Origin of the sequence: Micromonospora sp. WMMC415 (genome assembly GCF_009707425.1) — a bacterium.
GTDB lineage: Bacteria > Actinomycetota > Actinomycetes > Mycobacteriales > Micromonosporaceae > Micromonospora.
The window spans coordinates 5,461,003-5,484,160 of record NZ_CP046104.1 but is presented as its reverse complement, the minus strand read 5'-3'; the positions used below and the strand labels follow the sequence as shown (position 1 = coordinate 5,484,160).

General features: G+C 73.4%; 24 protein-coding genes and 1 tRNA gene. 12 read left to right on the top strand and 13 right to left on the bottom strand.

Translation table 11 applies throughout. The annotated features are described in order from the left end of the window. Positions 1 to 370 precede the first annotated feature (370 nt). Both GKC29_RS25630 and GKC29_RS25625 read left to right on the top strand, forming a co-directional pair. Positions 371 to 751: a hypothetical protein gene (locus tag GKC29_RS25630; protein WP_155333252.1), complete on the top strand. Its 381-nt coding sequence runs from the start codon at positions 371 to 373 to the stop codon at positions 749 to 751. 199 nt (positions 752 to 950) lie between these two features. Beyond that, on the top strand, positions 951 to 1,868 hold the full coding sequence (locus GKC29_RS25625) for a sporulation protein (protein WP_230689113.1): 918 nt from the start codon (positions 951 to 953) through the stop codon (positions 1,866 to 1,868). Positions 1,869 to 1,929: 61 nt separating this feature from the next. On the opposite strand, the gene GKC29_RS25620 is transcribed toward GKC29_RS25625, so the two are convergent. Together GKC29_RS25620 and GKC29_RS25615 are read right to left on the bottom strand one after the other, a co-directional pair. Further along, positions 1,930 to 2,310: a hypothetical protein gene (locus GKC29_RS25620; RefSeq protein WP_155333250.1), complete on the bottom strand. Its 381-nt coding sequence runs from the start codon at positions 2,308 to 2,310 to the stop codon at positions 1,930 to 1,932. 153 nt (positions 2,311 to 2,463) lie between these two features. After that, complete coding sequence (locus GKC29_RS25615) at positions 2,464 to 4,506, bottom strand: glycerophosphodiester phosphodiesterase family protein (protein ID WP_155333249.1); 2,043 nt, start codon at positions 4,504 to 4,506, stop codon at positions 2,464 to 2,466. A gap of 174 nt (positions 4,507 to 4,680) precedes the next feature. On the opposite strand from GKC29_RS25615, the gene GKC29_RS25610 reads away from it, so the two are divergent. Both GKC29_RS25610 and GKC29_RS25605 read left to right on the top strand, forming a co-directional pair. Continuing rightward, the gene (locus tag GKC29_RS25610) at positions 4,681 to 5,088 is read left to right on the top strand and encodes a hypothetical protein (protein ID WP_155333248.1); all 408 of its coding nucleotides are present in this window, start codon (positions 4,681 to 4,683) and stop codon (positions 5,086 to 5,088) included. Between the two features lie 101 nt (positions 5,089 to 5,189). Continuing rightward, positions 5,190 to 5,825: a poly-gamma-glutamate hydrolase family protein gene (locus GKC29_RS25605; RefSeq protein WP_196255732.1), complete on the top strand. Its 636-nt coding sequence runs from the start codon at positions 5,190 to 5,192 to the stop codon at positions 5,823 to 5,825. Here the strand turns inward: GKC29_RS25605 and GKC29_RS25600 are convergent. Both GKC29_RS25600 and GKC29_RS25595 read right to left on the bottom strand, forming a co-directional pair. After that, positions 5,810 to 8,056 carry an AAA family ATPase gene (locus GKC29_RS25600; RefSeq protein ID WP_370463372.1) on the bottom strand — a complete coding sequence of 749 codons (2,247 nt, stop codon included), beginning with the start codon at positions 8,054 to 8,056 and terminating at the stop codon, positions 5,810 to 5,812. The two genes, GKC29_RS25605 and GKC29_RS25600, sit on opposite strands and share 16 nt — an antisense overlap. 213 nt (positions 8,057 to 8,269) lie before the next feature. Further along, a complete protein-coding gene (locus tag GKC29_RS25595; protein ID WP_155333245.1) occupies positions 8,270 to 8,743 on the bottom strand; it encodes a MarR family winged helix-turn-helix transcriptional regulator in 474 nt (157 codons plus the stop codon). Between the two features lie 92 nt (positions 8,744 to 8,835). Between GKC29_RS25595 and GKC29_RS25590 the strand changes: the two genes are divergently transcribed. After that, the gene (locus GKC29_RS25590) at positions 8,836 to 9,702 is read left to right on the top strand and encodes a haloalkane dehalogenase (protein ID WP_155333244.1); all 867 of its coding nucleotides are present in this window, start codon (positions 8,836 to 8,838) and stop codon (positions 9,700 to 9,702) included. A 58-nt stretch (positions 9,703 to 9,760) separates the two neighbouring features. Here the strand turns inward: GKC29_RS25590 and GKC29_RS25585 are convergent, their stop codons facing one another. Beyond that, positions 9,761 to 10,843: a sigma-E factor regulatory protein RseB domain-containing protein gene (locus tag GKC29_RS25585; RefSeq protein WP_155333243.1), complete on the bottom strand. Its 1,083-nt coding sequence runs from the start codon at positions 10,841 to 10,843 to the stop codon at positions 9,761 to 9,763. A gap of 97 nt (positions 10,844 to 10,940) precedes the next feature. Between GKC29_RS25585 and GKC29_RS25580 the strand changes: the two genes are divergently transcribed. After that, positions 10,941 to 11,597 carry a response regulator transcription factor gene (locus tag GKC29_RS25580; protein ID WP_155333242.1) on the top strand — a complete coding sequence of 219 codons (657 nt, stop codon included), beginning with the start codon at positions 10,941 to 10,943 and terminating at the stop codon, positions 11,595 to 11,597. A 116-nt stretch (positions 11,598 to 11,713) separates the two neighbouring features. Further along, positions 11,714 to 13,054, top strand: a complete 1,341-nt coding sequence (locus tag GKC29_RS25575; RefSeq protein ID WP_155333241.1) for a cell wall metabolism sensor histidine kinase WalK — start codon at positions 11,714 to 11,716, stop codon at positions 13,052 to 13,054. A gap of 3 nt (positions 13,055 to 13,057) precedes the next feature. Here the strand turns inward: GKC29_RS25575 and GKC29_RS25570 are convergent, their stop codons facing one another. Next, the gene (locus tag GKC29_RS25570; RefSeq protein ID WP_155333240.1) at positions 13,058 to 14,845 is read right to left on the bottom strand and encodes a fibronectin type III domain-containing protein; all 1,788 of its coding nucleotides are present in this window, start codon (positions 14,843 to 14,845) and stop codon (positions 13,058 to 13,060) included. Between the two features lie 111 nt (positions 14,846 to 14,956). On the opposite strand from GKC29_RS25570, the gene GKC29_RS25565 reads away from it, so the two are divergent. Beyond that, positions 14,957 to 15,484 carry a VOC family protein gene (locus GKC29_RS25565; RefSeq protein WP_155333239.1) on the top strand — a complete coding sequence of 176 codons (528 nt, stop codon included), beginning with the start codon at positions 14,957 to 14,959 and terminating at the stop codon, positions 15,482 to 15,484. A 73-nt stretch (positions 15,485 to 15,557) separates the two neighbouring features. Then, complete coding sequence (locus GKC29_RS25560) at positions 15,558 to 16,454, top strand: hypothetical protein (RefSeq protein WP_155334340.1); 897 nt, start codon at positions 15,558 to 15,560, stop codon at positions 16,452 to 16,454. Here the strand turns inward: GKC29_RS25560 and GKC29_RS25555 are convergent. The 5 genes from GKC29_RS25555 to GKC29_RS25535 all read right to left on the bottom strand — a co-directional run bounded on the left by GKC29_RS25555 (position 16,429) and on the right by GKC29_RS25535 (position 19,567). Beyond that, the gene (locus GKC29_RS25555) at positions 16,429 to 17,067 is read right to left on the bottom strand and encodes a potassium channel family protein (RefSeq protein WP_155333238.1); all 639 of its coding nucleotides are present in this window, start codon (positions 17,065 to 17,067) and stop codon (positions 16,429 to 16,431) included. The two genes, GKC29_RS25560 and GKC29_RS25555, sit on opposite strands and share 26 nt — an antisense overlap. A 192-nt stretch (positions 17,068 to 17,259) precedes the next feature. Next, positions 17,260 to 17,439 (bottom strand): DUF4236 domain-containing protein, encoded by a 180-nt coding sequence (locus GKC29_RS25550; RefSeq protein WP_155333237.1) that lies wholly within the window; start codon positions 17,437 to 17,439, stop codon positions 17,260 to 17,262. Between the two features lie 184 nt (positions 17,440 to 17,623). Beyond that, positions 17,624 to 18,133 carry a GNAT family N-acetyltransferase gene (locus tag GKC29_RS25545; RefSeq protein WP_155333236.1) on the bottom strand — a complete coding sequence of 170 codons (510 nt, stop codon included), beginning with the start codon at positions 18,131 to 18,133 and terminating at the stop codon, positions 17,624 to 17,626. Beyond that, a complete protein-coding gene (locus GKC29_RS25540; RefSeq protein WP_155333235.1) occupies positions 18,133 to 18,588 on the bottom strand; it encodes an Rrf2 family transcriptional regulator in 456 nt (151 codons plus the stop codon). Before GKC29_RS25540 ends, GKC29_RS25545 begins: the two co-directional genes overlap by 1 nt. A gap of 7 nt (positions 18,589 to 18,595) precedes the next feature. After that, complete coding sequence (locus GKC29_RS25535; RefSeq protein ID WP_155333234.1) at positions 18,596 to 19,567, bottom strand: AraC family transcriptional regulator; 972 nt, start codon at positions 19,565 to 19,567, stop codon at positions 18,596 to 18,598. A gap of 191 nt (positions 19,568 to 19,758) precedes the next feature. Here GKC29_RS25535 and GKC29_RS25530 point away from each other — a divergent pair, with 191 nt between their 5' ends. Further along, complete coding sequence (locus GKC29_RS25530) at positions 19,759 to 20,535, top strand: glucose 1-dehydrogenase (protein ID WP_155333233.1); 777 nt, start codon at positions 19,759 to 19,761, stop codon at positions 20,533 to 20,535. Between the two features lie 149 nt (positions 20,536 to 20,684). Here GKC29_RS25530 and GKC29_RS25525 read toward each other — a convergent pair whose 3' ends face one another. Then, a complete protein-coding gene (locus GKC29_RS25525) occupies positions 20,685 to 21,116 on the bottom strand; it encodes an SsgA family sporulation/cell division regulator (protein ID WP_007457244.1) in 432 nt (143 codons plus the stop codon). Positions 21,117 to 21,410: 294 nt separating this feature from the next. On the opposite strand from GKC29_RS25525, the gene GKC29_RS25520 reads away from it, so the two are divergent. Together GKC29_RS25520 and GKC29_RS25515 are read left to right on the top strand one after the other, a co-directional pair. Next, the gene (locus GKC29_RS25520) at positions 21,411 to 21,968 is read left to right on the top strand and encodes a TIGR02611 family protein (RefSeq protein WP_370463371.1); all 558 of its coding nucleotides are present in this window, start codon (positions 21,411 to 21,413) and stop codon (positions 21,966 to 21,968) included. Between the two features lie 50 nt (positions 21,969 to 22,018). Then, positions 22,019 to 22,093, top strand: a tRNA-Val gene (locus GKC29_RS25515). A gap of 316 nt (positions 22,094 to 22,409) precedes the next feature. Here GKC29_RS25515 and GKC29_RS25510 read toward each other — a convergent pair. Further along, complete coding sequence (locus tag GKC29_RS25510; protein WP_155333231.1) at positions 22,410 to 23,150, bottom strand: 5-formyltetrahydrofolate cyclo-ligase; 741 nt, start codon at positions 23,148 to 23,150, stop codon at positions 22,410 to 22,412. Positions 23,151 to 23,158 lie beyond the last annotated feature (8 nt).

Sequence of the window (23,158 nt, the reverse complement as noted above, 5' to 3'; positions counted from 1 at the left end):
AAATCGTCGGGGCCGCCGACCAATGCCCTACCCGCGAGTGCGATTGCCCTACCCGCGAGTGCGATCGTGCACCGGCGCAGCTGGCGATGGTCCAGTACTGCCTTTGGAGCTGACGTCGTCCATGGATCAGGCCTTTCTGCGGGGGCAGGGACGGGCCAGTGTGGTAAACGAGTCAGTTCCAAAGGCGCTCCTCCGGTACGACTCCGCGCGCCGACCACCGGGCACTCGGCCACGCTGAACCAGCGCATCCGCGCCAGTCGACCCACCACGGGAGACGCTGGACGCGGTCCGACCGCCGTTGCGCGGACCGGTCACCATGGCGGCGAGCGCCGACCAGCCTTCTGTGCCGGTCACCGAAGGAGGCCACCCAATGCAGATCGGGTCCCGACTCGCCGCCGTCACCGTCCTCCTGACTGTCGCGGCGGTGCTGGTGCCGGCGGCTCCGGCCGCCGCCGACCTGAACGGCTGCTACGACTCGATTACGCCACGGTTCCAGGATCCGGCCCCCTGGTCGGCGCCCGGCAACGTCCACACCGGTTGGAGCACGCCGGCCGGCGTCGTCCGGGGCGACGCGTTCCGGATCACGGCGACCGGCAACGTGCGGATCGACTTCTGGGGCACCACCAAGAACGTCGCCGGTGAGCTGCCGCTGCCGCCGGACAACGGTGACTGGCCGGCTCCCGACGCGCCCCGCTACGCGTTGATCGCGCGGGCGAGCGTGATCCACTCGATGCCGGCGGCGTCGAGTTGACCTTGCGGTTTTCCAACACGGCGTTGCGGCTGGTCCCGGGACCGCCAGCGGTGGGAGACTTTCAGCGACCTCACAGCGCCGCCCGATACCGTGCCCCCGTCAACCGTCCCGCTCCGGCAGAGCGTGGGCACCAGACCCAGCGGGAGTTCCGATGGTCTTCAAGAAGATGTTGAGCGCGTTCGGCGTCGGCGGCCCCAGCGTGGACACCGTCCTGACGAACCCGAACACTCGGCCCGGCCTGACCCTCGAGGGGCAGGTCAACCTGCTCGGCGGGGACGCGCCGGCGGCCATCGAGCAGATCGTCGTCGGCCTGGTCACCCGGGTCGAGATGGAGGGCCACGACACCGAGTACGCGGGCATCATGGAGTTCCACCGGATGCCCGTCTCCGGGCCGCTCCAGCTCGCCGCGAAGCAGCAGCTGTCCATCCCGTTCCAGCTGCCGGTGCCGTGGGAGACCCCGATCACCGACGTGTACGGCCAGCGCCTGCACGGCATGACGATGGGTCTGCGCACCGAGCTGGCGATCGCCCGGGCCGTCGACAAGAGCGACCTGGACCAGGTCAACGTGCACCCGCTGCCGGTGCACGAGCGGATCCTGGAGGCGTTCCAGCGGCTCGGCTTCCGGTTCAAGCACGCCGACCTGGAGCGCGGCCACATCCGGGGGACGCAGCAGACGCTGCCGTTCTACCAGGAGATCGAGTTCTTCGCCGCTCCGCAGTACGCGCAGACCATCAACGAGGTCGAGCTGACGTTCGTCACCAGCCCGCACGGGGTGGACGTGATCCTGGAGTGCGACAAGCGCGGCGGCTTCTTCAGCTCCGGGCACGACGTGTTCGGCCGTTACCAGGTCTCGCACGCCGACGCCGACCGGGTCGACTGGACGCAGGTGGTCGACGGCTGGCTGCGGGAGACGACCTCCCGCTACGGCAGCCTGCGGGCGCAGGGCTTCGGCATGCCGCACCAGCACGGCCACGGGCACCACGGCCGTGGGATGGGTGTCGGCGGGGTGGTCGCCGGGGCCGCACTCGGCATGGCCGGCGGCATGATCGCCGGCGAGATGATCGAGGACGCGGTCGAGGGCGACTTCGGCGGGGACTTCGGCGGCTTCGAGGAGTAGGACCGGACAAGCGTCGGTGCCCTCCGGGACGGATCCCGGAGGGCACCGACGGTTTCAGCGGTCAACGCCGACCCGCGCGTCGCTCCTCGCCGGAGCGCCGAGCGGTACCGGCCTTCGCCAGACCCCGGCTGACGAGGTAGGCGGCGGTCAGGATGGACAGGTACCACCACGCGAGGGTCGGGTTGTTGATGTTCAGCCCGTCGGTGGCCGAACCTCGCCAGAACGCGGCGATCACCACGACCGCGACCGCGGCGGCGTAGATCCAGAATTCGGTCGTCAGGAACGACTGCTTCGTCTCCGTACCGAGCGACGGCATCTGTTCCCGGCGCCCGTCGGGTATCGCCGCCATCGGGCGGGTGGGCGTCTCCTGCATCGCCGCGCGGTTCTGCACGTCCGTCGCGGGACGGTTCATCGGCCTGGTGGATGCAGCCTGCGTGCTCATCTGTCCTCCCGAGGATGCGATGAGTACCTGCGATCCCTCGCCCCGCTACCGCGTGTCGGCCACGGCACGGTTCACGTACTTGGCGGGGGCACCCCGCGTCTACCCGACCGGCCGGGGGCAGTAACACCACCCCCGGCCGCGAATCGGTCTTCGTCAGCGCAGGCCGTTGCGGATCGCCACGCCGATCAGCAGGTCCGGGTCGTCGGTGATGATCCCGTCGACACCGAGGTCGATGACCCGCTGCATCACGGTCGCGTCGTTGACGGTGTACGGCACCACGCTCAGCCCGTACCGCCGCTGAAGGGTACGGACGTCCGGTCCGTGGAAGTATGCCGGGTTCTCCCGCAGGTACCAGTCGGCGGACGCGACGATGCCCTGCGCCGGGTCGTGCACCTGCCAGTTCGACGAGACCGTCCCGGCGCCGGCGGCCCGGACGAGCTTGCCGAGGTCCCGGTACCGCCACCAGTCCAGGCCCCCGGTCCACGGGCTCTTCACCCGGGGGTCGCCGTAGACCGCCCGCAGCGAGCACTCGTCGGCGAGGCTCGCGCACTCGGCCGGACCGTACTGCCAGACCAGGGCGACGGTGTCGATGCGGCGGTCCAGCTTGCGGGCGTACCGGATGGTCCGCCAGTCGAACGACTGGATGGTGACCCGGTCGGTGAAGCGGGCCCGCTGGATCGCCGTGACGAGCTTGCGGGTGAAGACGTCGTACGGCGCGGTGTCGTTCACCACCGGGCTGATCTTCGTCTCGATGTTCAGCCGGACGTCGTCCCGGCCGCTGCTGCGCACCAGCGTGAGGACCTCGTCCAGGGTGGGGATGCGCGCGCCCGGCACGGCGACCTGGTCCGGCGCGTCGGCCGGCGTCCTCGAGCCGCAGTCCAGCGTCTTGAGCTGCGCCAGGGTCAGGTCGTGCACCCGCTTGCCGACGTACGGGAACTCCGGGTCACCGGGCCAGGCCGGCGCGGTGTCCTCGCAGTGCGAACCGTTGATCGTCCGGTCGTGCAGCACGACCAGGTGACCGTCGGCGCTGACGCCGGTGTCCAGCTCCAGGGTGGAGATCGCCGGGTTCTCCAGCGCGTGCGCGAACGCCGGGAGGGTGTTCTCCGGCCGGGTGGCCCGGCCGCCCCGGTGGGCCTGGATGTCGAACGGCGACGCGTACGCCTCGGGCAGCCGCATCCCGCGCTGGGCGAGCAGGCCGCGCAGCCGGTCCGGGTAGTCGGTGATGATGCCGTCCACGCCGTCGTCGAGCAGCTTCGCCATGGTGGGGACGTCGTTGATCGTCCACGGCACGACGGTGATCCCGTGCCGGTGGGCGTGCGCCACCATCTCCTTCGTCACGTACGGGCGGTAGGTCGGGTCGGTGACCGTGCCGTTCTGCGGGAAGCCGTGCACCGGCGAGAAGGTCTTCGCGCCGAAGGTGCGGATCGCCGCGATCGGGTCGCCGCCGAAGTCGTCGATGTCCAGCCCGCCGAGCCACGGCGAGGCGCCCGGCTGCCCGGTCTGGAGGAAGTCGTAGTTGGTCAGGGCGACCAGCGGCAGCCGCGGCTCGACCTGGCGCATCCGCATCAGCGCGCCCCAGTCGAAGCTCTGGATGGTCACCTGCTTCAGCATCCCGGCGGCCCGGATCTCGGCCGCCGTGACCTGGACGAACTGCTCACGCGGCGCGGTCTCGCTGGGCGCGCCGGCCTCCACCTTGGTCTCGATGTTGAGCTTCACGTCGTCCGCCCGGTGCCGCTTGACCAGCGCGAACACCTCGCGCAGCAGCGGCATGCGGGCACCCGGCACGGCGAGCTGACCGGGGCGGTCGGCGAGGGTCCTCGTGCCGCAGTCGAGGGTGCGGACCTGCGCCAGCGTGAGCGTGTTGACGTACTTCCCGACGTACGGGAACTCCGGGTCGCCCGGGGTCGCCGGTGCGGTGTCCACGCACTTGGCGCCGCTGACGCGCCGGTCGTGGGTGACGACGGCCTGGCCGTCCTCGGTGATCTGCACGTCCAGTTCCAGGGTGTCCACGCCCAGGTGGAGCGCGTTGCCGAAGGACGCGAGGGTGCTCTCCACCCGCAACCCGAGGCCGCCGCGGTGGGCCTGCAGGTCGAATGTCCGGTCCGGTCGCGGCTTCGCCTCGGCGGGCGCCGCGAGCCCGGCTGTCACGGTCGCCGCCACCAGGGCGGCGACGGCGGTACGGCGTACGTTGCGCACGCTCTTTTCTCCCTCCCGCGGGGGTTTCCCGCTGGTTCGCCGCTCAGCATCGGCAGCGTGGACGGCGGGCGGGCGAGCAGCGGGCGACGTCCGGGTGAACCGGCCGTGCGGGTTTGGCCGGGCGGGCGTCGGGCACGCAGTGGGACACCGACGACTTCGGCGAGGTGAGACAGCATGCGCGAGGACGACGTGCGGAACGAGGCCGCCCGGCGGGCGGAGGAGCGGATCGCCGGTGGCGGGTACGGCGAGGGGGCCCTGGACGAGGTGACCGTGCCGCAGACCGACGTGCAGCGCGTGATCCAGGACGAGGACCCGGGTGACCCGGCGCACGTCCGCGTCGATCCCCAGGTGCTCCGCGACGGCGGCCCGACCCGGGGTCAGGGTGCTGTCACCACGACCGGCGGCACGGCCGGCCCGGCCAGCGCCCGGCGGGTGGCGCGGCAGCCGGAGCGGCACCGCGGCAAGGTGGCGCCGACGACCACCGGGGACGCGACCACCGGCGGCCTGAGCACCCCGGCGGGCGGCTCGACGAGCGACCAGTCGTCCACGGCGAGCCAGGTCGGCAACTTCACCAACGAATGATCCGACCGCGGGGGCGGCGTCCGTGTCGGACGCCGCCCCTACGGCGCGGCCGGGCAGGTGGCCGGGCCGCGCAGGACCGTCTTTTCGAGTGGGAGGTCGTCGTGGGCGACGTGTATGCCAACTACGCCCAGCTGGCTGCTGGGGAGGACGAGGGCGTCGACTACACCCGGACGGTGATCGGCGGGCCCACCACGTCGTGGGCGTCCATCGCGATCCACGGTGGCGGCATCGAGGCCGGCAGCGGAGAACTCGCGCTGGCCGTGGGCGACGGGCTGATGAACACGTACGTGTTCGCCGGCATCAAGTCCAGCCGCAACTCCGATCTGCACATCACCGCCACCAAGTTCGACGAGCCACAGTGTCTCGCCCTGCTCGCGGCAGCGGACCGGACCATCTCCGTCCACGGCTACACCGGCACAGCCGGCGAGCCCGAAACCGCCCTGGGCGGGTTGGACGCCAGCCTCGCCGGTGACCTCTCGGCCGCGTTGACCGACCAGGGGTTCAGCGTGGTGGCGGCCTCGAGCGAGATCTCCGGCAGCTACCCGGGCAACATCTGCAACAGGAACCGGCGCGGAGCGGGCGTGCAGGTGGAGCTCTCCCACGCCCTGCGCACGTCGTTCTTCCCCGACGGGGACCTGACCCGGTCGGCGAGGGACTCGGGGCGACGGACGCAGCTCTTCCACGACTACGTCGAAGCCGTGCGGTCGGTGGTCGCCGTTGCTCAGCCGGCCTCCTGAGGCCCGGCGGAGGCGCCCTGCCGGAGGATGCCGAGGCGTTGGGTGGCGCGGGTGAGGGCCACGTACAGGTCGTTCCGGCCGCGCGGGGACTCCGCCACGATCCGGTCCGGGTCGACCAGCAGGACGGAGTCGAACTCCAGGCCCTTGGCCTGGGCGACGCTCAGCACGACGATGCGGCTCTCCAACTCGGGGTGCTCGCCGACGGCCGCCTCGGGCAGCGCGGCGGTGAGCGCGGCGCCCAGGTCGTCGACCCGGCCGGCGGGCACGATCACCCCGAGCCGGCCGTCGGCCAGCCCGGCGGCCTCCCGGGCGGTCGCTGCCACCAGTTCCGTCGTCAGCCGGTCCGCCGCCACGGCACGGTCCCACGGCGCCACACCGGTGGCGCGTACGGAGCGTGGGGGGCGCAGCGCCGGGTCGATCCCGGCGAGCACCTCGGCCGCGACGGCCATGATCTCGGCCGGGGTGCGGTAGCTGACGGTCAGCTCCTCCAGCCGCCAGCGCTGCGCCACGTACGGCTCCAGCGCGTCGGCCCACGACGCGGTGCCGGCGAGCGCGCCGGTCTGCGCCACGTCCCCGACGATCGTCATGGACCGGCTCGGGCAGCGGCGCATCAGCAGGCGCCACGCCATCGGCGACAGCTCCTGCGCCTCGTCGACGATGACGTGGCCGAACGCCCAGCTCCGGTCGGCCGCGGCCCGCTGGGCGGTGGTCAGGCGCTCGGCCTCCTCCTGCCGTTCCAGCAGGCGGTCGGCGTCGATCAGGTCGGTCACGCCGAGGATCTCGCCGCCGTCGGCCTCGTCCTCGACGTCGATGGACCGGGAGCCCCGGGCGATCTCGAGGACGCCCTCCGCGTACTCCCGCTGGAGGGACCGGATGCGTTCCCGGCGCGCCTCGGCGGCGCGGTCGTCCTCGCCGAGCAGTTCCGCCGCCTCGTCCAGCAGCGGCACGTCCGCCGGCGTCCAGCCGCCCGGCTCGCGGTGCAGCAGGGCCCGATCGGCGTCGGTGAGCATCGGCGCCGCGACGGCGATGCGGCCCGGGTCGGCGTACAGGTCGGCGAGGAGCCGCTGCGGGGTCAGCACCGGCCAGAGCCGGTCCAGCGTCGCGCGGACCGCCGGGTCCTCGCGGAGCTCGCGGCGGATCTCGGCCACGTCGGCCTCGTCGAGCAGGTTCTCCCCACCCAGCGGGTCGGCGCCGATGCGCTCGGCCACCTGCCCGGCGAGCGCGTGCACGATCTCGACGTCGAACAGCGCCCGGGCCAGGTTGTGCGGGCGGCCGGAGCGGCGGGCCCGGTCGCGGGCCGCACGGACGGTCTCCGGGGCGAGCACGAGGATCTCCCGCTGCGGCTGCTCGATCTCCAGGGGCTCGTCGGGCACCCACTGCCGGTCGCGCACAGCGGCGGTCAGCACGTCGACCATCACCTCGCGGCCCTTCAGCGCCGCCGCCTCCGCCGGCTCGGTACGCCGCGCGCTGACCCCGGGGAAGAGGTCGGCCTGGGTACGCAGCAGTACTCCGGTCTCGGCCAGGGCGGGCAGCACCTGGGAGATGTAGCGCAGGAAGGTGGCGTTGGGCCCGACCAGCAGCACGCCGCGGGTCGAGAGCTCCCGCCGGTGGGTGTAGAGCAGGTACGCCGCCCGGTGCAGCGCCACCGCCGTCTTGCCGGTGCCCGGCCCGCCCTGCACCACCAGCACGCCCGGCAGGTCGGCGCGGATGATCCGGTCCTGCTCGGCCTGGATGGTCTCCACGATGTCGCGCATCCGGCCGGTACGGCCGGCGTTGAGCGCGGCGAGCAGCGCCGCCTCGCCGGTCACCTCCTCGTGGGCGGTGGGGGAGGCGGTGGCCAGGTCCAGCACCTCGTCGTTGAGCGCGATCACCTTGCGCTGCCGGGTCCGCAGGTGCCGCCGGCGGCGGACGCCCTGCGGGTTGGCGGCGGTGGCCAGGTAGAAGGCGCGGGCTGCCGGCGCCCGCCAGTCGATGAGCAGCGGGTCGTAGTCGCCGCTGGTGTCGAAGATGCCGATCCGGCCGATGTAGTGCGGCCCGCCGTCGTCGGTGTCGAGCCGGCCGAAACAGAGGCCGTTCTCCACCGCGGAGAACTGCTCCACCTGTTCGGCGTACATTCCCACCGCGCTGTCGCGCTGGGAGCGGGCCTGGAGGGTGCCGCCGGTGTTCCGCAGCTCCTCGGCCAGCCGCCGGGACGCCTGTTCGCGCAGCCCGTCCAGCCGGCGGTAGAGCATCGAGACGTACTCCTGCTCGTGGCCGATCTCGTCCGTGGGCAGGTCACCGGAATTGCCGGAGTGCCTTGACAAGCCGTCTCCCAGTTCGTTAAGATGGTCGCCGGAACGGCCTGCGAGCCGTTCTTTTTTGTTGCCTGAACTGGTCAGGATACCGGGCGACGCCCCGCCGGACCACGTCCCGCGCATCGGCGGGCCGGTCCGCGCCGGCCTCGCTCACATCGTCGCGCCGGAGCGGTCCAGCAGAGTGGCGAGCAGGTGACCGAGCTGCTCGCGTTGCCGCGGTGTCAGCGGTGCCAGGACCTCGTCGTCGACCTGGGCGAGGAGGTCGTCCAGCTCCAGGAGCCGCCGCCGGCCGGGCGCGGTGAGGGTGATCACGTTCTGGCGGCGGTCGGCGGGGTTGGGTGCGCGTTCCACCTCGCTGCGGTCGGTGAGCTCGTTGACGACCGCCACCACGTCGCTGCGGTGGATGCCGGTCCGGCCGCTCAGCTCGGCCTGGCTGGCCGGACCGAACTCGGCCAGCGTGGCGAGCACCGCGTAGTGCCACTTGCGGGCGCCGACCCGGGCGAGCTCCTCGTTGACCCGCCGATCCGTCCGCGTCGCGGCCAGGGACAGCAACCGCGTGCGCAGGTTCCGTAGCCGCGCCGGTGCCTCGGGGCGGCCGGCCGCGCCCGCCGGGCTGTCACTCATGGCGGAAGGATACCGCTTGTGTTGGTGACACCAACGATCTAGGTTCGTTGGTGAGACTAACGTTAGTGTCACCAACGAATCGGAGGCGCGCCATGCCGGTGACCCAGGTGAGCGGATCGACGATGTACCACGAGGAGCGGGGCAGCGGGACTCCGATCGTCTTCCTGCACGGCAACCCCGGCTCGTCCCACCTCTGGCGCAACGTCCTGCCCGCCGTCGACCTCCCCGCCCGCCTGCTCGCCCCCGACCTCATCGGCATGGGCAGCTCCGGCAAGCCGGACCTGCCCTACCGGTTCGCCGACCACGCCCGCTACCTGGACGCCTGGTTCGACGCGCTGGACCTGCGGGAGGTCGTCCTCGTCGGCCACGACTGGGGTGGAGCGCTCGCCTTCGACTGGGCGGCCCGCCACCCCGAGCGGGTCCGCGGCGTGGCCTTCCTGGAGACCATCGTGCGGCCGATGTCCTGGGCCGACCTGGGCGACGGACCCCGGTCCCGCGCCGAGGCCATGCGCGGGCCGCAGGGTGAGGACCTGGTCCTCGACCGGAACGTGTTCCTGGAGTCCGCCTTCAACGGCGGGGTGCTGACCCCGGTGAGCGAGGAGGACCTGCGGATCTACCGGGCGCCGTACCCGACCCGGGAGAGCCGCCGGCCGCTGCTGGAGTGGGCCCGCTCGCTGCCGCTGGACGGACAGCCGGCCGACGTCACCGAACGGGTCCAGCGGTACGGGCGGTGGCTGGCGGGCAGCGACCGGGTGCCCAAGCTCCTGCTCACCTTCGACTCCTCACCCACCCTGCTCGTCACCGAAGCCGTGGCCGCCTGGTGCGCGGCGAACATCGCCGCCCTCGACATCCGCCACTGCGGGCCGGCCGGGCACCACGCGCCCGAGGACCGACCCGAGGCGATCGCCGCGGCGATCACCGCCTGGGCGCGCCGGCACGCCCTCGTCGGCGAGCGTTGACGCCGGACACGACCGGGGACCCGCGCCACGCGCGGGCCCCCGGTCGGCCGTGGAACCGTCAGCCGCGAGCCACCTCGTACAGCCGCTCCGGCGTCACCGCACCGGCGATCAGACGGCCGTCGTCGGTCAGCAGCGCGCTCACCAGGTGGCTGCGGAACAGCCGGCCGCTGCCCCAGTCGCCCCGGACCGCGGGCAACTGCCCGGACAGCGCGTCCAGGTCGGGGGCATCCCCGGCGTCGGCGGAGCGTGACGCGCCGTCGACCTTGGCGACCACCACCGTGGTCCAGCCCTCCCCGACGGTGCGCACGTCCGGCCGCTCGTCCCCGGCCGGCTTCCCCGGCCGGGCCGGGCGGGACCGGTCGGCGCCCTCCTCGGTGATCGTCACGCCGGGCCGCGGGTTGAACCGGAACTGGTCGTCGTCCGGCCGGGCGTAGTCGATCTGGGTGAACGCCACCTCGAACGCCGGGCGGTCACCGCCCTCGGCGAACACCTCGAACCGCAGCGGCAGGTGCTCGGTCGCGTCGATGGCGATCCGTACCTGGTGCACCAGCGAGGCGGCGTCGCGCGGCGCGAGCACCAGCTCGTACGCGTCCCGCCCGGCCACCGTGGCGGCCCGCCCCACGCTCACCTCGGTGGTCGGGTCGACGGCGGCGAGGGCGGCGTCGGCCGCCTCCTGCGGCGTGTCCGGCAGCTCCGGCGGGGCGTCGGCGTCCTTCTCCGCGGGCAGCGTGCGGTGGGTGGCCGTGTTGGTGCGGCTGTTCCACGTCCACACGTCGCGTCCGTTACGGATGATGTCCCGCTCGCCGAGCGTGTCGACGAGCGCGACCCGCTGCTTGTCCGGCCCCGAGTGCCACACCCGCAGGGTGTGGGTCCCGGTCAGCAGGTCGGCCGGGCCGTCCCCGGCGGCCAGCCCGGCGATCGCCGGCAGGCCCAGGTCGGCACGCTGCACGACGGTGCCGGAGAAGCCGTCGTGGCGGGCGGTCTGCAGGTCGACGAGGAGCTGGGCGGCGGTCCGGGGCGGCAGGCTCGGCTCGGCCTGGGCGGCGAAGCGGCCGAGCGCGGCGCCCCCACCGACGACGGTCACGACGGCGGTCACCGGGACCAGCCAGCGCAGGGCGGGACGGCTTGTCAGGACGGACATGTGTGGCACCTCCTGCCGACCATCCTGCCCGCACCACCCTGTGAGGGCGCTGAGGACACCCGATCGGGTACGGGCGCCGGGGTGGCACCCTTGACCCGTGCGGCTGCTGGTGGTGGAGGACGAGGCCCGGTTGGCGTCCGCCCTGCAACGCGGCCTCCAGGCGGAGGGTTTCGTCGTCGACGTGGCGGCGACCGGCCCGGCCGGCCTGGAGGCGGCCCGGCACGGCGAGTACGACGCGATGGTCCTCGACGTGATGCTGCCCGGCCTCTCCGGGTACGAGGTGGTCCGCCGCCTGCGGGCCGAGCGGCGGTGGCTGCCGGTGCTCATGCTGTCGGCCAAGGACGGCGAGTACGACCAGGCCGACGGCCTGGACTGCGGCGCCGACGACTACCTGACCAAACCCTTCTCGTACGTGGTGCTGCTGGCCCGGCTGCGCGCGCTGCTGCGGCGTGGCGCGCCCGAGCGGCCCACCGTCCTCGCGGTGGGCGACCTGCGGCTGGATCCGGCGCGCCGGCGGGTGACGCGGGACGGCGCCGAGGTGGCCCTGACCGCCCGGGAGTTCGCGCTCCTGGACTACCTGATGCGCCGCCCCGGCGAGGTCGTCTCCAAGACCGAACTGCTGGACCACGTGTGGGACGCCGGCGTGGACACCGCCCCGAACGCCGTGGAGGTCTACGTCGGCTACCTGCGCCGCAAGCTCGGCCGCGAGCGCCTGGAGACGGTCCGCGGCGCCGGCTACCGCCTCACCACATGAGCGGCGAAGGAAGGGCCCCTTCTTATCGCCTCCGGTATAGGAAGGGCCCCCTCCTAACCCGGACGCTCCCACGGCGCGGCCGGCTCTGGGCCGCCCTCGGCCTGCGCGGCCGGCTGATGGCGATCGGGGTGCTCGGGGTGTCGGTGGGTCTCGCGGTCGGCGGCCTGGTGCTGCTCGCGGTGCTCACCTGGGCGCTGCACCGCAACGTCGACACGGAGGCGCTCCGGACCGCCGACGCGGTCGCGCTGCTGGCCGCCGAGGACGCGCTGCCCGACCCGCTGCCGGTCGCCGGCGGCCAGGTCCGGGTGCAGGTGGTCGACGCGCAGGGGCGGGTCCGCGCCGCCTCGATCGACGCCGACCGGTTGGTGCCGATGGTCCGGCCGGAGCGGGTCGACCGGCACGCCCGGCAGGGGATCACCGTGGCGGGGGAGCGGATGGGGCTCGTCGGGCCGGTCCGGGTGGTGGCCGTCCCGGCCGGCACCGACGCCGACCCGCTCACCGTCCTGGTCGCCCGGTCGCTGGTGGACGTGCGGCAGAGCACCCACGTCGTCCGGACCATCCTGCTGGTCAGTTTCCCGCTACTGGTGGCGGTGCTCGCCGCCGTGGCGTGGCGGGTGGTGGGCGCCACCCTGCGGCCGGTGGAGGCGCTGCGGCGGGGCGCCGAGGAGATCACCGGCCGGAACGGGGCCGGGCGGCTGCCCGTACCGGGCTCGCAGGACGAGATCCACCGGCTCGCGGTCACGCTCAACGACATGCTGGACCGGCTGCGTGCCGGCCGGGACCGGCAGCGCGCGTTCGTCGCCGACGCCGCGCACGAGCTGCGCAGCCCGCTCACCAACATCCGCACCGAGCTGGAGGTCGCGCAGCGGCTGGGGGACCGGACCGACTGGCCCGCGGTGTCGGCGGACCTCCTCGCCGACACCGAGCGGCTCGGCCGGCTCGTGGACGACCTGCTCCTGCTCGCCCGGCTCGACGAGGCCCCGCCGGCGCGGGCCACCGGGCCGGTCGAGCTGGGCGCGCTGCTCACCGAGGTGGCCGGCCGCCAGCTCGCCCGGCCGGTCGAGGTGGTGCCGCCGCCGGAGCCGCTGTGGACGGTCGGCGACCCGGACGAGCTGCGCCGGGTGCTGACCAACCTCGTCGACAACGCCGTCCGGCACGCCCGTACCCGGGTGGTGCTCGCTGCCGCGCCGGACGGGTCCGCGTACCACCGGGTGACGGTGACCGACGACGGGCCCGGCATCCCGGCCGCCGACCGGGAGCGGGTCTTCGGCCGGTTCACCCGGCTGGACCCGGCGCGCGACCGGGACGCGGGTGGCGCCGGGCTGGGCCTGGCCATCGTGCGCGAGCTGGTCCGGCGGGCCGGCGGGCAGGTCGACCTGGGCGACGCGGAGCCGCCGCCCGGGCTGCGGGTACGGGTGCTGCTGCCGGCACTGACCGCGGAGCCCGACCCGACCTGACGGTCAGCTCCGGTCGGTGCAGACCTCCTTCGACCGGCCGATCGTCTCGGTCGACCAGACCACCGCCACCGTGAAGCAGTAGTCGGTGCCGCGGTTGAGGCCGTACACGACGAAGTCGGTGGTGCCGGCGGGCAGGTTCGCGAAGGCGGTCTGCGGCTGCCCGGCCCGGCCGCCCGAGATGACGACCGGTCCCTCGCCGCCGGCCGGGTACGTCCAGCGCAGCGCCACGTTGTCGCGGTTGTCCCGCAGGGTCACCTCGCTCGGCGGGGTGCCCGGCGTGGCCGCCGCCGGGGGAGTCGGGCTCGACGTTGCCGGGGCGGGTGTGTCCGTCGCGCGTCCCGCCGTGCCGGTGGCGACCGGCGGCGGCGCACCGTCGAACCGCGCCACCCCGGCGATCACCGCGGCCGTCCCGAGCAGCACCACCGCCACGCCGCCGACCACGAGCGGGAGCAGCCGGTTGGCCGCCGGCGCGGCGGCGTGGTGCACCGGCACGGGCAGCAGCCGGGACGGCTGGTACGCCCCCTCCTCGGGCGTGGCGTGGTCCCGGACGCGGTGGACCCCGGCGGCCTCCTCGCCGCCGGCGAGAGGCAGCACGGACGGGGGCACGGCCGTGGCCCGTTCCTCGGCCGGCGGCCGCCAGGGACCGGTGTGCGCCGCGTCCGGCGCGTCCGGCCGCCAGGGCGCGTCGGTGCGGGCGTCGGGCGGCCAGCCGTCGCCGAGGTCGTGCTCGGGCGGCCACCGGTCGTCGGCGTCGTGCGGGCGGTCGTCGGGATCCGGGGCCACCTGGGGGCCGGCGCCGCCGTGGTCGGGCGGCCGTCGCCAGGCCTTGTCGGCGGGCGGGTCCGGTGCCGCCGGCCGGGCCGTACCGTCGAGCGGCTGGCGGGGTGTGGGCACCGTGGGCGGCGGCGCGTAACCGGTCGCCGGGTGCTCGTCCGGGTCGGGCCCGTCCAGGTCCGGCGCGGTCGGGGTGTACGGGGTGGCGGGGCGGTAGCCGGGCTGCGACGGGTGGTCGGGGACGTGCTGCGCCTCGTCGCCGGGCGGGGGCGTCCGGGCGGTGGGCACGATCGGGGTGTCCCGTCCGACCGGTGCCGTGTCGGCGCAGGTGTGGTCCGGGTTGGCGGCCGCCCGGGCGAGCGCGGCCACCTGCGCGGCGAGCGGGTCGTCCGGCGCCAGGTGCTGCCGGCACAGCTCCTCGGCCAGCGCGAGGTTGTCGTGCGCCTCGGTGAACAGGCCGCAGTCGCGGTGCATCGCGCCGAGCCGGGCCAGCATCTTGATGCCGCTGGGGTGGCCGTCGCCGTACACCTCGCGGTGCAGTTCCCACGCGTCGGCGAGCCGGTCGCGGGCCACCTGGCACTGGCCGCGCGCGTACTCCACGGTGGCCAGGTCGGCGTGCGCGGCGAGGACGCGTAGCGACTCGGGACCGTCCAGGGCGGTCAGCTCGATGATGACCTCCTGGTAGAGCCGAGCCGCGCGGGACCAGCTGCCGACCCGGTGCAGCACCGCGGCGAGGGTCGCGGCGGCGGCCACCGTGCGCTCGTCGGAGCGGCCGTACAGCCGGGTGGTCGCCGCGTACGCGTACGCGGCCCAACCTCGGGCGGCGTGCGGGTCACCGAGGGCCACCAGCACCCGCGCCTGGAGGCTCGCGGCCTCGGCCAGCTCGGGCGTGGCGTTGGCGGGGCGGGGATCGGCGTCGGCCAGCGCGTCGGCGAGCAGCCGCTGGGCGCCGGCGAGGTCGCCGGTCGACACCAGGTGGTGCGCGTGGTCAGTCAGGTCACCGAAGCCGGAGGGCACGCCCCATCGTGCTCATCCGGCGACGGTAAGTACAAGTCCCGCGCCGGTCAGGTTTCCCGGAGTCGGTTCACCAGGATCCCGTGGTACGCGTGCGGCGCTACCGTCGGGGACATGGGAATTCACCGCCTCAACCACGCCGTCCTCTACGTCAGCGACCTGGAGCGCAGCGTCGCCTTCTACGCCGAGGTGCTGGGCTTCCGCCGGGTGCCGATGACCCCGGACGGCTTCCGGGGCGCTGCGTTCCTCCAGGCGCCCGACTCCACCAACGACCACGACCTCGGCCTGTTCGAGGTCGGCGCGGGCGCCGGCCGCTCCGCCGCCGGCCGGAGCACCGTCGGCCTCTACCACCTCGCGTGGGAGGTCGACACCCTCGACGACCTCGCCGCCACCGCGCAGCGGCTCGCCGCCGCCGGGGCGCTGGTCGGCAGCTCCGACCACGGCACCACGAAGAGCCTCTACGGGCAGGACCCGGACGGGCTGGAGTTCGAGGTCGTCTGGCTGGTGCCCGCCGACCTGCTGGACGACGCCGCCCTGTCGGCCCGCAAGCGGATCGGCCGCCTCGACCTCGACGCCGAGCGCCGCCGCTACGGCGGCCAGACCCGCGGCGGCATCGGCATCAGCGTCCCCGCGGCGAGGTGAGACCTTCGGCGCACCGGTTTGTCACCCACCACGACTCCATGATCGCCCGAAGTGGGGTAGAAACCAGGGCGTGATGAACGAGGTGCTGCGGGAGGTGCTCGTCCGGCACGCCGAGGTGTGGGTGCCCCGGGTGTCGGGGCGGGGGCGGCGCGCTGTCGTCGCGCTCGCGTACGGAGATGGCGAGTCCGCGACCGCGTCGGCGGAGGCGGTGCTCGGCGTGGTCGCCGAGTACGCCGACCGGCTGCGCGGACGGCAGCTCACCGTGCTGGTGCTCGCCGACGCCACCGAGGAACTGCCGGCCCGGCTCGGTCCCGTCGAGGCGGCGCTGCCGGCCGAGGTCGCCGTCCACCTGGTGCCGGGCGGGCCGGCCCGGCTGCCCGTCGCGCTCAAGGCGGCCGGCGCCGCCGGTGCGCCGCTGCTGTCGTACCTGGACGGTCCGGGCGCGACCGACCGGGCGGTGCTGGCGGCCGCCGCCGGCCGCTCCGCCGAGGTGCTCGTCGTCACCGAGGCCGCGCCGGACGCGTCCGTCCGGCCGGCGCTCCGCGACGCCGGGTTCCCGCTGGTGGCCGAGGTCGACCTCGTGCCGGGGGACGGGTCGCCGGCGCGGCGGCTGGCCTTCGGCACCGGGTACGACCGCAGCCTCGAGGCGTTCAAGGACCTGCTGTGGGCGGTCGACGAGTACGCCGGCGTGCGCTACCGCGACCCCGCCGACCCCGCCGGGCGGCTGCTGGACATCGCGCTCGACCCCGAGCCGGGACCGCTGCGCCGGGAGTTGCTCGCCGAACTTGACCGCTCCGGCCCGCGTACCGTCACCGAACTGCGCCGGCACGCGCTGACCGGCACCGTCTACCGGGCCGCGGACGTGCAACGGGCGCTGACCGGGCTGCTGCACTCCGGCGCCGTCACCCGCGACCCGGAGCACGGCCGGCTCGGCGGGGACGTCGTCATCGCCGCGGGCCCGCAGCCGTAGCACCGGGCTCTCCCGGACCCGCCCCATCCTGCGGCCCGTTCGGCCGGGAACCACCCGGCCCGGGTTCCGGTGGAACGGCCGGCGTCAGCGCCGACGGGGCGGGCGGGGCCGCGCCCGGGAGCAGCCGCCGGAACACGATCGACACTCCGGTGGCGATCACCCCGATGCTGAAGACCATCTGCCCGCAGACCGCCGCGCGAGCGACCTGCCCCTGGGCGTGCACGTCCCCGTACCCGATGGTGGTGAGGGTGGTCAGGGCGAAGTAGAGCGCGTCGATCCGGGTCTCCAGGTTGGCGAACTGCTCGGAAGAGCTGCGGGCAATGACGAAATCGGCCAGCGCGAAAGCCAGGACGCCGGCCACCAGGGCGACGGCGAGCTTCAGCAGCGACGGCACCTCCCGGGCGGCCGCGGTCCCGTCGGCGCGAAGCTGCCGGTGCACCTGCCGGGTGACCAGCCAGGCGATCGCCGCCACCAGCACCCCGGTGATCGTGCTGCGGACCAACAGCCGGGCCCGGTCCGGGTCGGGCTCCACCGGCACGACGAAGTACGCCACCAGCAGGAGCAGGCAGGCCAGCAGGGCACGGCGGCGCTCCCGCCGCCAGGGCCGGGTCATGCCGCGATTCTCCGTCCCACCGTCCGCCGGCGGGGTCGGTTTCGGCGAGTGCCGGTGCCGCGCCGGGGCGGCGGCGGTGCCGGGGTGCCGTCGGTCGGGGAGGCTGATCGCCTCGCGCCGCCGCCGGTGCGGGACACGGCGAAGGGACCCTTCCGCAGCGGCGGGCAGGGTCCCTTCGCCGTGCCGGAGCCGTCAGGTGCGGGACTTGTCCTGCTTCCAGGACAGCGGGCCGGGCAGGTCGACGCGGTGCGCCCGCGCCCGGGAGTTCCACGACCAGCGGCCGATCTTGATGCTCCAGGAGGAGAAGCCGTTCTCGGTGAAGTTCAGAATGATCGGGCCGTATTTCTTGCGCTTGCGGAACATGAGACCCATTGCGGGGCTCCCTTCGGTATCCCTTCCCTGCCGTGTCGAACCTGAACATGCCCGGACGGTCTTTCCGCGAAACCCGGCTGCTGCTCCACCGTGGACGGCCCGGCCGCCGGCATCAGCGCTCCCCGGCGGCTGTCCACGGAGGAGGCGGCCCACCGCCCGGTGGGCGGGCCCCGCCGGCCCGGGATCAGCCGGCCGGCGTGACGGCCAGGACGCGGGTGGCAGTGCCGTCGGCCTCCGTGATGTCGCGCTCGTGGCTGAAGCCGATCTTTTCCAGCAGGGCCAGGCTGGCGTGGTTGGCGTCGGCGACCGTCGCGTACACCACCGGCAGGGCGAGCGTGTCGAAGCCGTACCGCACCAGGGCCCGCGCCAGCTCCGTGCCGAGGCCGCCGCCCCAGGCCGGCTGGGCGAGGGCGTACACGATCTCGTGGCCGTCGACCTGGTCGGTGTGCTTGATCTCGGCGTGCCCGACGTAGCTGCCGCCACGGCGGACGGCCCACACGTCGAACAGGTCGTTTGCGTACACCTTGCTGAACACGCGGCCGAACAGCGCGCCCGCCTCCTCGGCGCCGAGCGGGCCGTCGCCCATGAACCGGCCCACCTCCGGGTCGGTGAAGAGGGTGACGAAGTCCTCGGCGTCGTCCGGACGGTACGGCTCCAGCAGGAGACGGTCGGTGTGCAGCACGGGGGTGGGCATCAGCGGGGCTCCCAGGCGTCGGGCAGGGCCGTCAGTCTGCGCACGTGCGCGGGGAGCCGGCCACTGACGATCTCGGCGAGGCTCACCTCGTCGACCACCCGCCGCACGGCCGCCCGGACGGCCACCCAGAGGCCGGGCAGGTTCTCCGCCGCGCCCTCATACCGCGTCTCCTCCGGACGGAGGCCGCGCACCCCGGCGAGCGGGCCCTCCACGGCCCGCAGGACCGCGCCGACCGTCACCTCCCGCGGCGGCCGGGCCAGGGAGTAGCCGCCCTCGGCGCCCCGCTGCGCGCGGACGACGCCGGCCCGTCGCAGGTCGGCCAGGACCGCCTCCAGGAACTTGCGGGGCAGGTCCTGCTCCGCCGCGATGGCCTGCGTGGAGAGCAACCGGGGGTACGCGGTGGCGAGGCTCAACGCCGCCCGCACCGCATAGTCACCGCGCGCCGAGATCTGCACCAGGCCATCATGCCGGGCGCCGGTCTCCCGCGGTGTCGGCAGGTGGGCGTGGGCGGACGACGCGCCCGGCCGCCCCGGTCTCCCGGCCGGGATCGGCGGGTGGGTCCGGCGGCTCGTGGGCCCGGCCGGGCTCGGGCTCGGGCCGGCCGGGCTCGGGCTGCTCGCGGGCGGCGCGGAAGGCACCCGGGCTCATCCCGACCTCGCGGGTGAAGAACCGCCCGAAGTTGGTCGGCTCGGAGAAGCCGAGGCGGCGGCCGATCCGCGCCACCGGCTCGTCGGTCGCGGCGAGCAGCCGTCGGGCCTGGAGGGCGACCCGGTCGTCGACCACCTGCTTGGCGCTGCGCCCGGTGACCGCGAGACACGCCCGGGTCAGGGTCCGGACCGAGCAGCCCAGGTGGGCGGCGTAGTCCTCCACCCGGCGGGTGTGCTGGTAGCCGCGCTCGACCTCCCGGCAGAGCCGCTCGAAGGTGATCATTTCGGCACGTGGTGCGGGCCGGACGGCGTCCGGCAGCATGGCCAGGCGGAGCAGCAGCACGGCCAGTTGGTGGCGGAGCAGGCCCGCCGCGGCGGCCACGCCCCGGTGCCGCTCGCAGTCCACCGCGAGCTGGCTGACCTCGGTGATGATGGCGTCCTCGTCCTCACCGGCCAGTTGGAGCCAGGCCGGGACGGCATCGGGGTCGACGTCCAACCCCCGCAGCGCCTCCGGCCGCCAGCGCACCACGGTCGCGTCCAGTTCGGGAAGCGCGCACCGGAGCACCTGGCCGGCCCGGACCCGCAGCAGCGTGCCCGGCCGGCACGGCAGGGCCTGGAAGTCCAGCTCAGCGCGGCCGTGCCCACCGGTGACCAGCACCAGCAGGTCCCGGTCCAGCAGGAGCGGACGTCGCCACGCCGGATCGGCCACGAGGTCACCCAGGGTGAGCGTCTCGATCTCAGGAGGCGCGGAGAACGGAACGGGGGAGGGCTGACCAGGAGAAACCATCACCTGCGACGGTAGCCCGGGGCGACGATCATCGCATCTCCGAGCGCGTATCCGCCGCGCCCGCCGATGCCCGTGCCCGCGGCCACGATTCCGGGTGTGGGTGGGCGGCGCGGTGGGACGGTTGGGGTTGTCGGGGCCGGTGGGGGCGGTTACGTTACCGGACGGTAGGGGCGTATCGCGAGAGGATGGGCATGGCGGATCTGTTCTCGGTCGAGGGAAAGACGGTCCTGGTCACCGGCGGTTCGCGGGGGATCGGACTGATGATCGCCCAAGGGTTCGTCCAGGCCGGCGCGCGCGTGGTCATCTCCTCGCGCAAGGCGGACGTGTGCGAGGCGGTCGCCAAGGAACTGTCGACGCAGGGGCACTGCGAGGCGATCCCCGCCGACCTGGGCACCGACACCGGCGCCGAGGCGCTCGCCGCCGCCGTGCGGGAGCGCTACGACCGGCTGGACGTGCTGGTCAACAACGCGGGCGCCACCTGGGGGGCGCCGCTGGAGGCGTACCCGGAGACCGCGTTCGACAAGTTGTGGGCGGTCAACGTGAAGGCCGTCTTCCGGCTCACCACCGCGCTGCTGCCGGCGCTGCGCGCCGCCGCCACCGCCGACGACCCCGCCCGGGTGATCAACATCGGCTCGATCGACGGCATCCGGGTGCCCTGGATGGAGGTGTACGCGTACTCCGCCACGAAGGCGGCCGTGCACATGCTGACCCGCAGCCTCGCCCATCAACTCGCCGCTGAGCACGTCACGGTGAACGCGATCGCGCCCGGCCCGTTCGAGAGCAAGATGATGGCGTTCGCGCTCGACGACCCGGCGTCCCGAGCCGCGATCGAGAAGCAGGTGCCGCTGGGTCGGATCGGCCGTCCGGAGGACATGGCCGGCACCGCCATCTACCTGTCCTCGCGCGCCGGTGCCTACCTCACCGGCGCGGTCATCCCGGTCGACGGCGGCATCACCACGCACGGCTGAGGGCCCCGTCGCCGCAGCGGCCGGCTGCGCGCACGGAACAGGCCCGCCTGGCCGCAGGCGGGAGGCTGTCCGCGTACGTCCAGGCAAGCCGGAGCCGCGCGGACTCGGCAGATCCGCGCGGCCCCGTTGTGGCCGGTTGTTCCGGTTTTTCAGCGGCCGGCGAGCAGCCGGTTCACCGCCGTGTCGACGTCCAGGTGCTCGGCCTCACGGCCGCGCGGTACGACGACGTAGGTCCGCCGCAGGAAGCGCACCAGGACGCTCCGCGGCACCTCGAACAGGGCGTTGCCGTCCGGGGACGACAGCGCCAGAGCGACGAAGTCCCCGCGCGGGGTGGCCCACGGCCAGACCCGCACATCGCCGATGCCGGCCGGCTCGTCGAGGCCGGTCACCAGCAGTTCCCGGGCGAACGACCAACTGACCGCCTCGCCGCCCGCCGATTCCGCATGGAACAGGACATGGACGGCATACGGGTCAGCAGGGTCGTAACGCAGACTTGCACGCACCGGCAAGGCCGTGGCGTCAGGTGCGACGAGCCTTAGCGACGTCTCGACCTCTACGGTCGTCGGTCGGATGACACTCATGGACGTTCTCCCCCCGGCACCGCTGCGGAACGCGCGTGTCCCGCTTTTCCCATACTCAGGTGCTGCTCCTAGCTACGCTCCGCCATACGCTGACTTCACCCAGTGGTGGGAAGGTGATCGGAACGTCCTCGAGAATGTGAAGATTCTTGTAGGATTTCCGCTTCTACCCAGTCCGCGGTGCCGCCCGGCAACGGGTGGTTCAGACGTCGACTTACTCCGGTAACGTCCAGTCCACGGTTGCAGTGACGGGCGCGCGCCACACTGGGGGAGGAAATGGTGACGAAGCGATCCTCAGTGGATCGGGTCACGCTGCCTAACGCGCCGAACGTCGCGCTCAAGGCAGCCGAAAAGCGGGGGTACGGGGTGCCGAACGAGCAGCGTGACCGGCCCGGTCGGCCGGCACGGGACAAGGGTGGGCCGTCCGGGGGGACGGCGGTCGTCACCCGGCGGGAACGGCCGCGCTGGCGGCAACGGGTGTCCACCACCCTCGCGCTCATCCGGGCCAACCCCACCGGCCGGGTGGCCCTCAAGATCTTCATCGCCATCGCCGGCGCGCTCGTCGTCACAATCGGACTGGCGCTGATCCCCCTGCCCGGGCCCGGCTGGCTCCTGGTGATCGCCGGCCTCGGCATCTGGGCGGTCGAGTTCCACTGGGCGCGACGGCTGCTCACCTTCACGCGACGGCACGTCCACAACTGGACCGAGTGGGTGAAGCGCCAGTCACTCGGAGTGCGGTTCGTGCTCGGCGGCGTCGGCCTCGTGTTCGTGTCGACCATCGTGTGGCTATCGCTCAAGTACAGCCTCGGCATCGACGTGGTGGCCCGGGCCCTGCACTACCTCGCGACGCACTGAGGGCCGGTTTTTGGTCCGTGCCGGCGATCAGGTAGAGTCGTCGGCGCTGAGGGCGATTAGCTCAGCGGGAGAGCGCTTCGTTCACACCGAAGAGGTCACTGGTTCGATCCCAGTATCGCCCACCATCGATATATGCAGGTAGTAAGCCCGTCACCGGAGACACCGGTAACGGGCTTCTCTGCTGTTGCCCCTTAAATTGGGAGCAGATTGGGAGCACGGCGCTCCCGCCCTTTGGCGGGCCTGGCGATCCCTATGGCGCGGGCCGGCGTGCATCGGCGCGCCGTGGCTCAGATCCGTCGGTTGGCTAACTCCACTAACGACCGGTTTGATCCCATCTCCCGCGGCCGCAGCACTGAAGTCTCCACCAGCGGACCTGCTCGATCTCTGGGTTCGGCTGCCAAGCCAGCGTTGATGCCCGGAAGCGCTTGTTCGATGGTCCTGCTAAGGGTTGTGCCGGGCGTCTTGCCACCTTGTGCCGCCCAGAATCGGGATGCTGCCCAGCTGATCTTGACGGAGGCCCTTCGCGATGATGCCTGCCGGTCGATCTCGACCCGTCGTGCAGGTGAGCACCTCCGTGGGGGTGATCGCAAGATCGACGTTGAAGTCGTGGCTGGCGTGGGGTAGTTCCTCGTCGAGGAGTTGAAGCTGGTGGATGGTGGTGGCGATGGCGGTGCCCTTGGTGACGAGTCCAGCCTCGGTGAGGAGCGCGATCTCTAAGTCGGAGTAGCCGGCGCCCTTGCCGACCCGTACGCCGTCCCGCCGGCTGACAGCGACGCTTCCGCAGACGATCAGATCCACCGGCCGCATGTCGTCGGGGCTGACTGTGGGGGCGATGTTCGGTGCGCCGGTGCTGGTGGCGGCAGCCTCAAAGGGACCGGTTAGAACGGTCGGGTCGAGCAGGTAGAAGGGCTTCGGCGTGGCGAGTCGCGGGACCGCCATGTAGAGCAGCTTGCCCTCTTGAAGAGCGCGTACTCGCACGGGCAGTTGGGCCCGGTCGGGATTGCACTCGATGACCCGTGCCTTCTTCCAGACATCCAATGCGGCGAGTCGGGCAGCGGCTTCTTCCTTGCCGGTGAAGTTAGGGATGTGACCGTGAACGCCGATGGGTGCGGCACCCGCGCGTTCAAGGAGATCCCAGACCCGTCGCCGAAGTGACTGCTTGGCATCGCCAATGCTGGTCACGTTGCTCC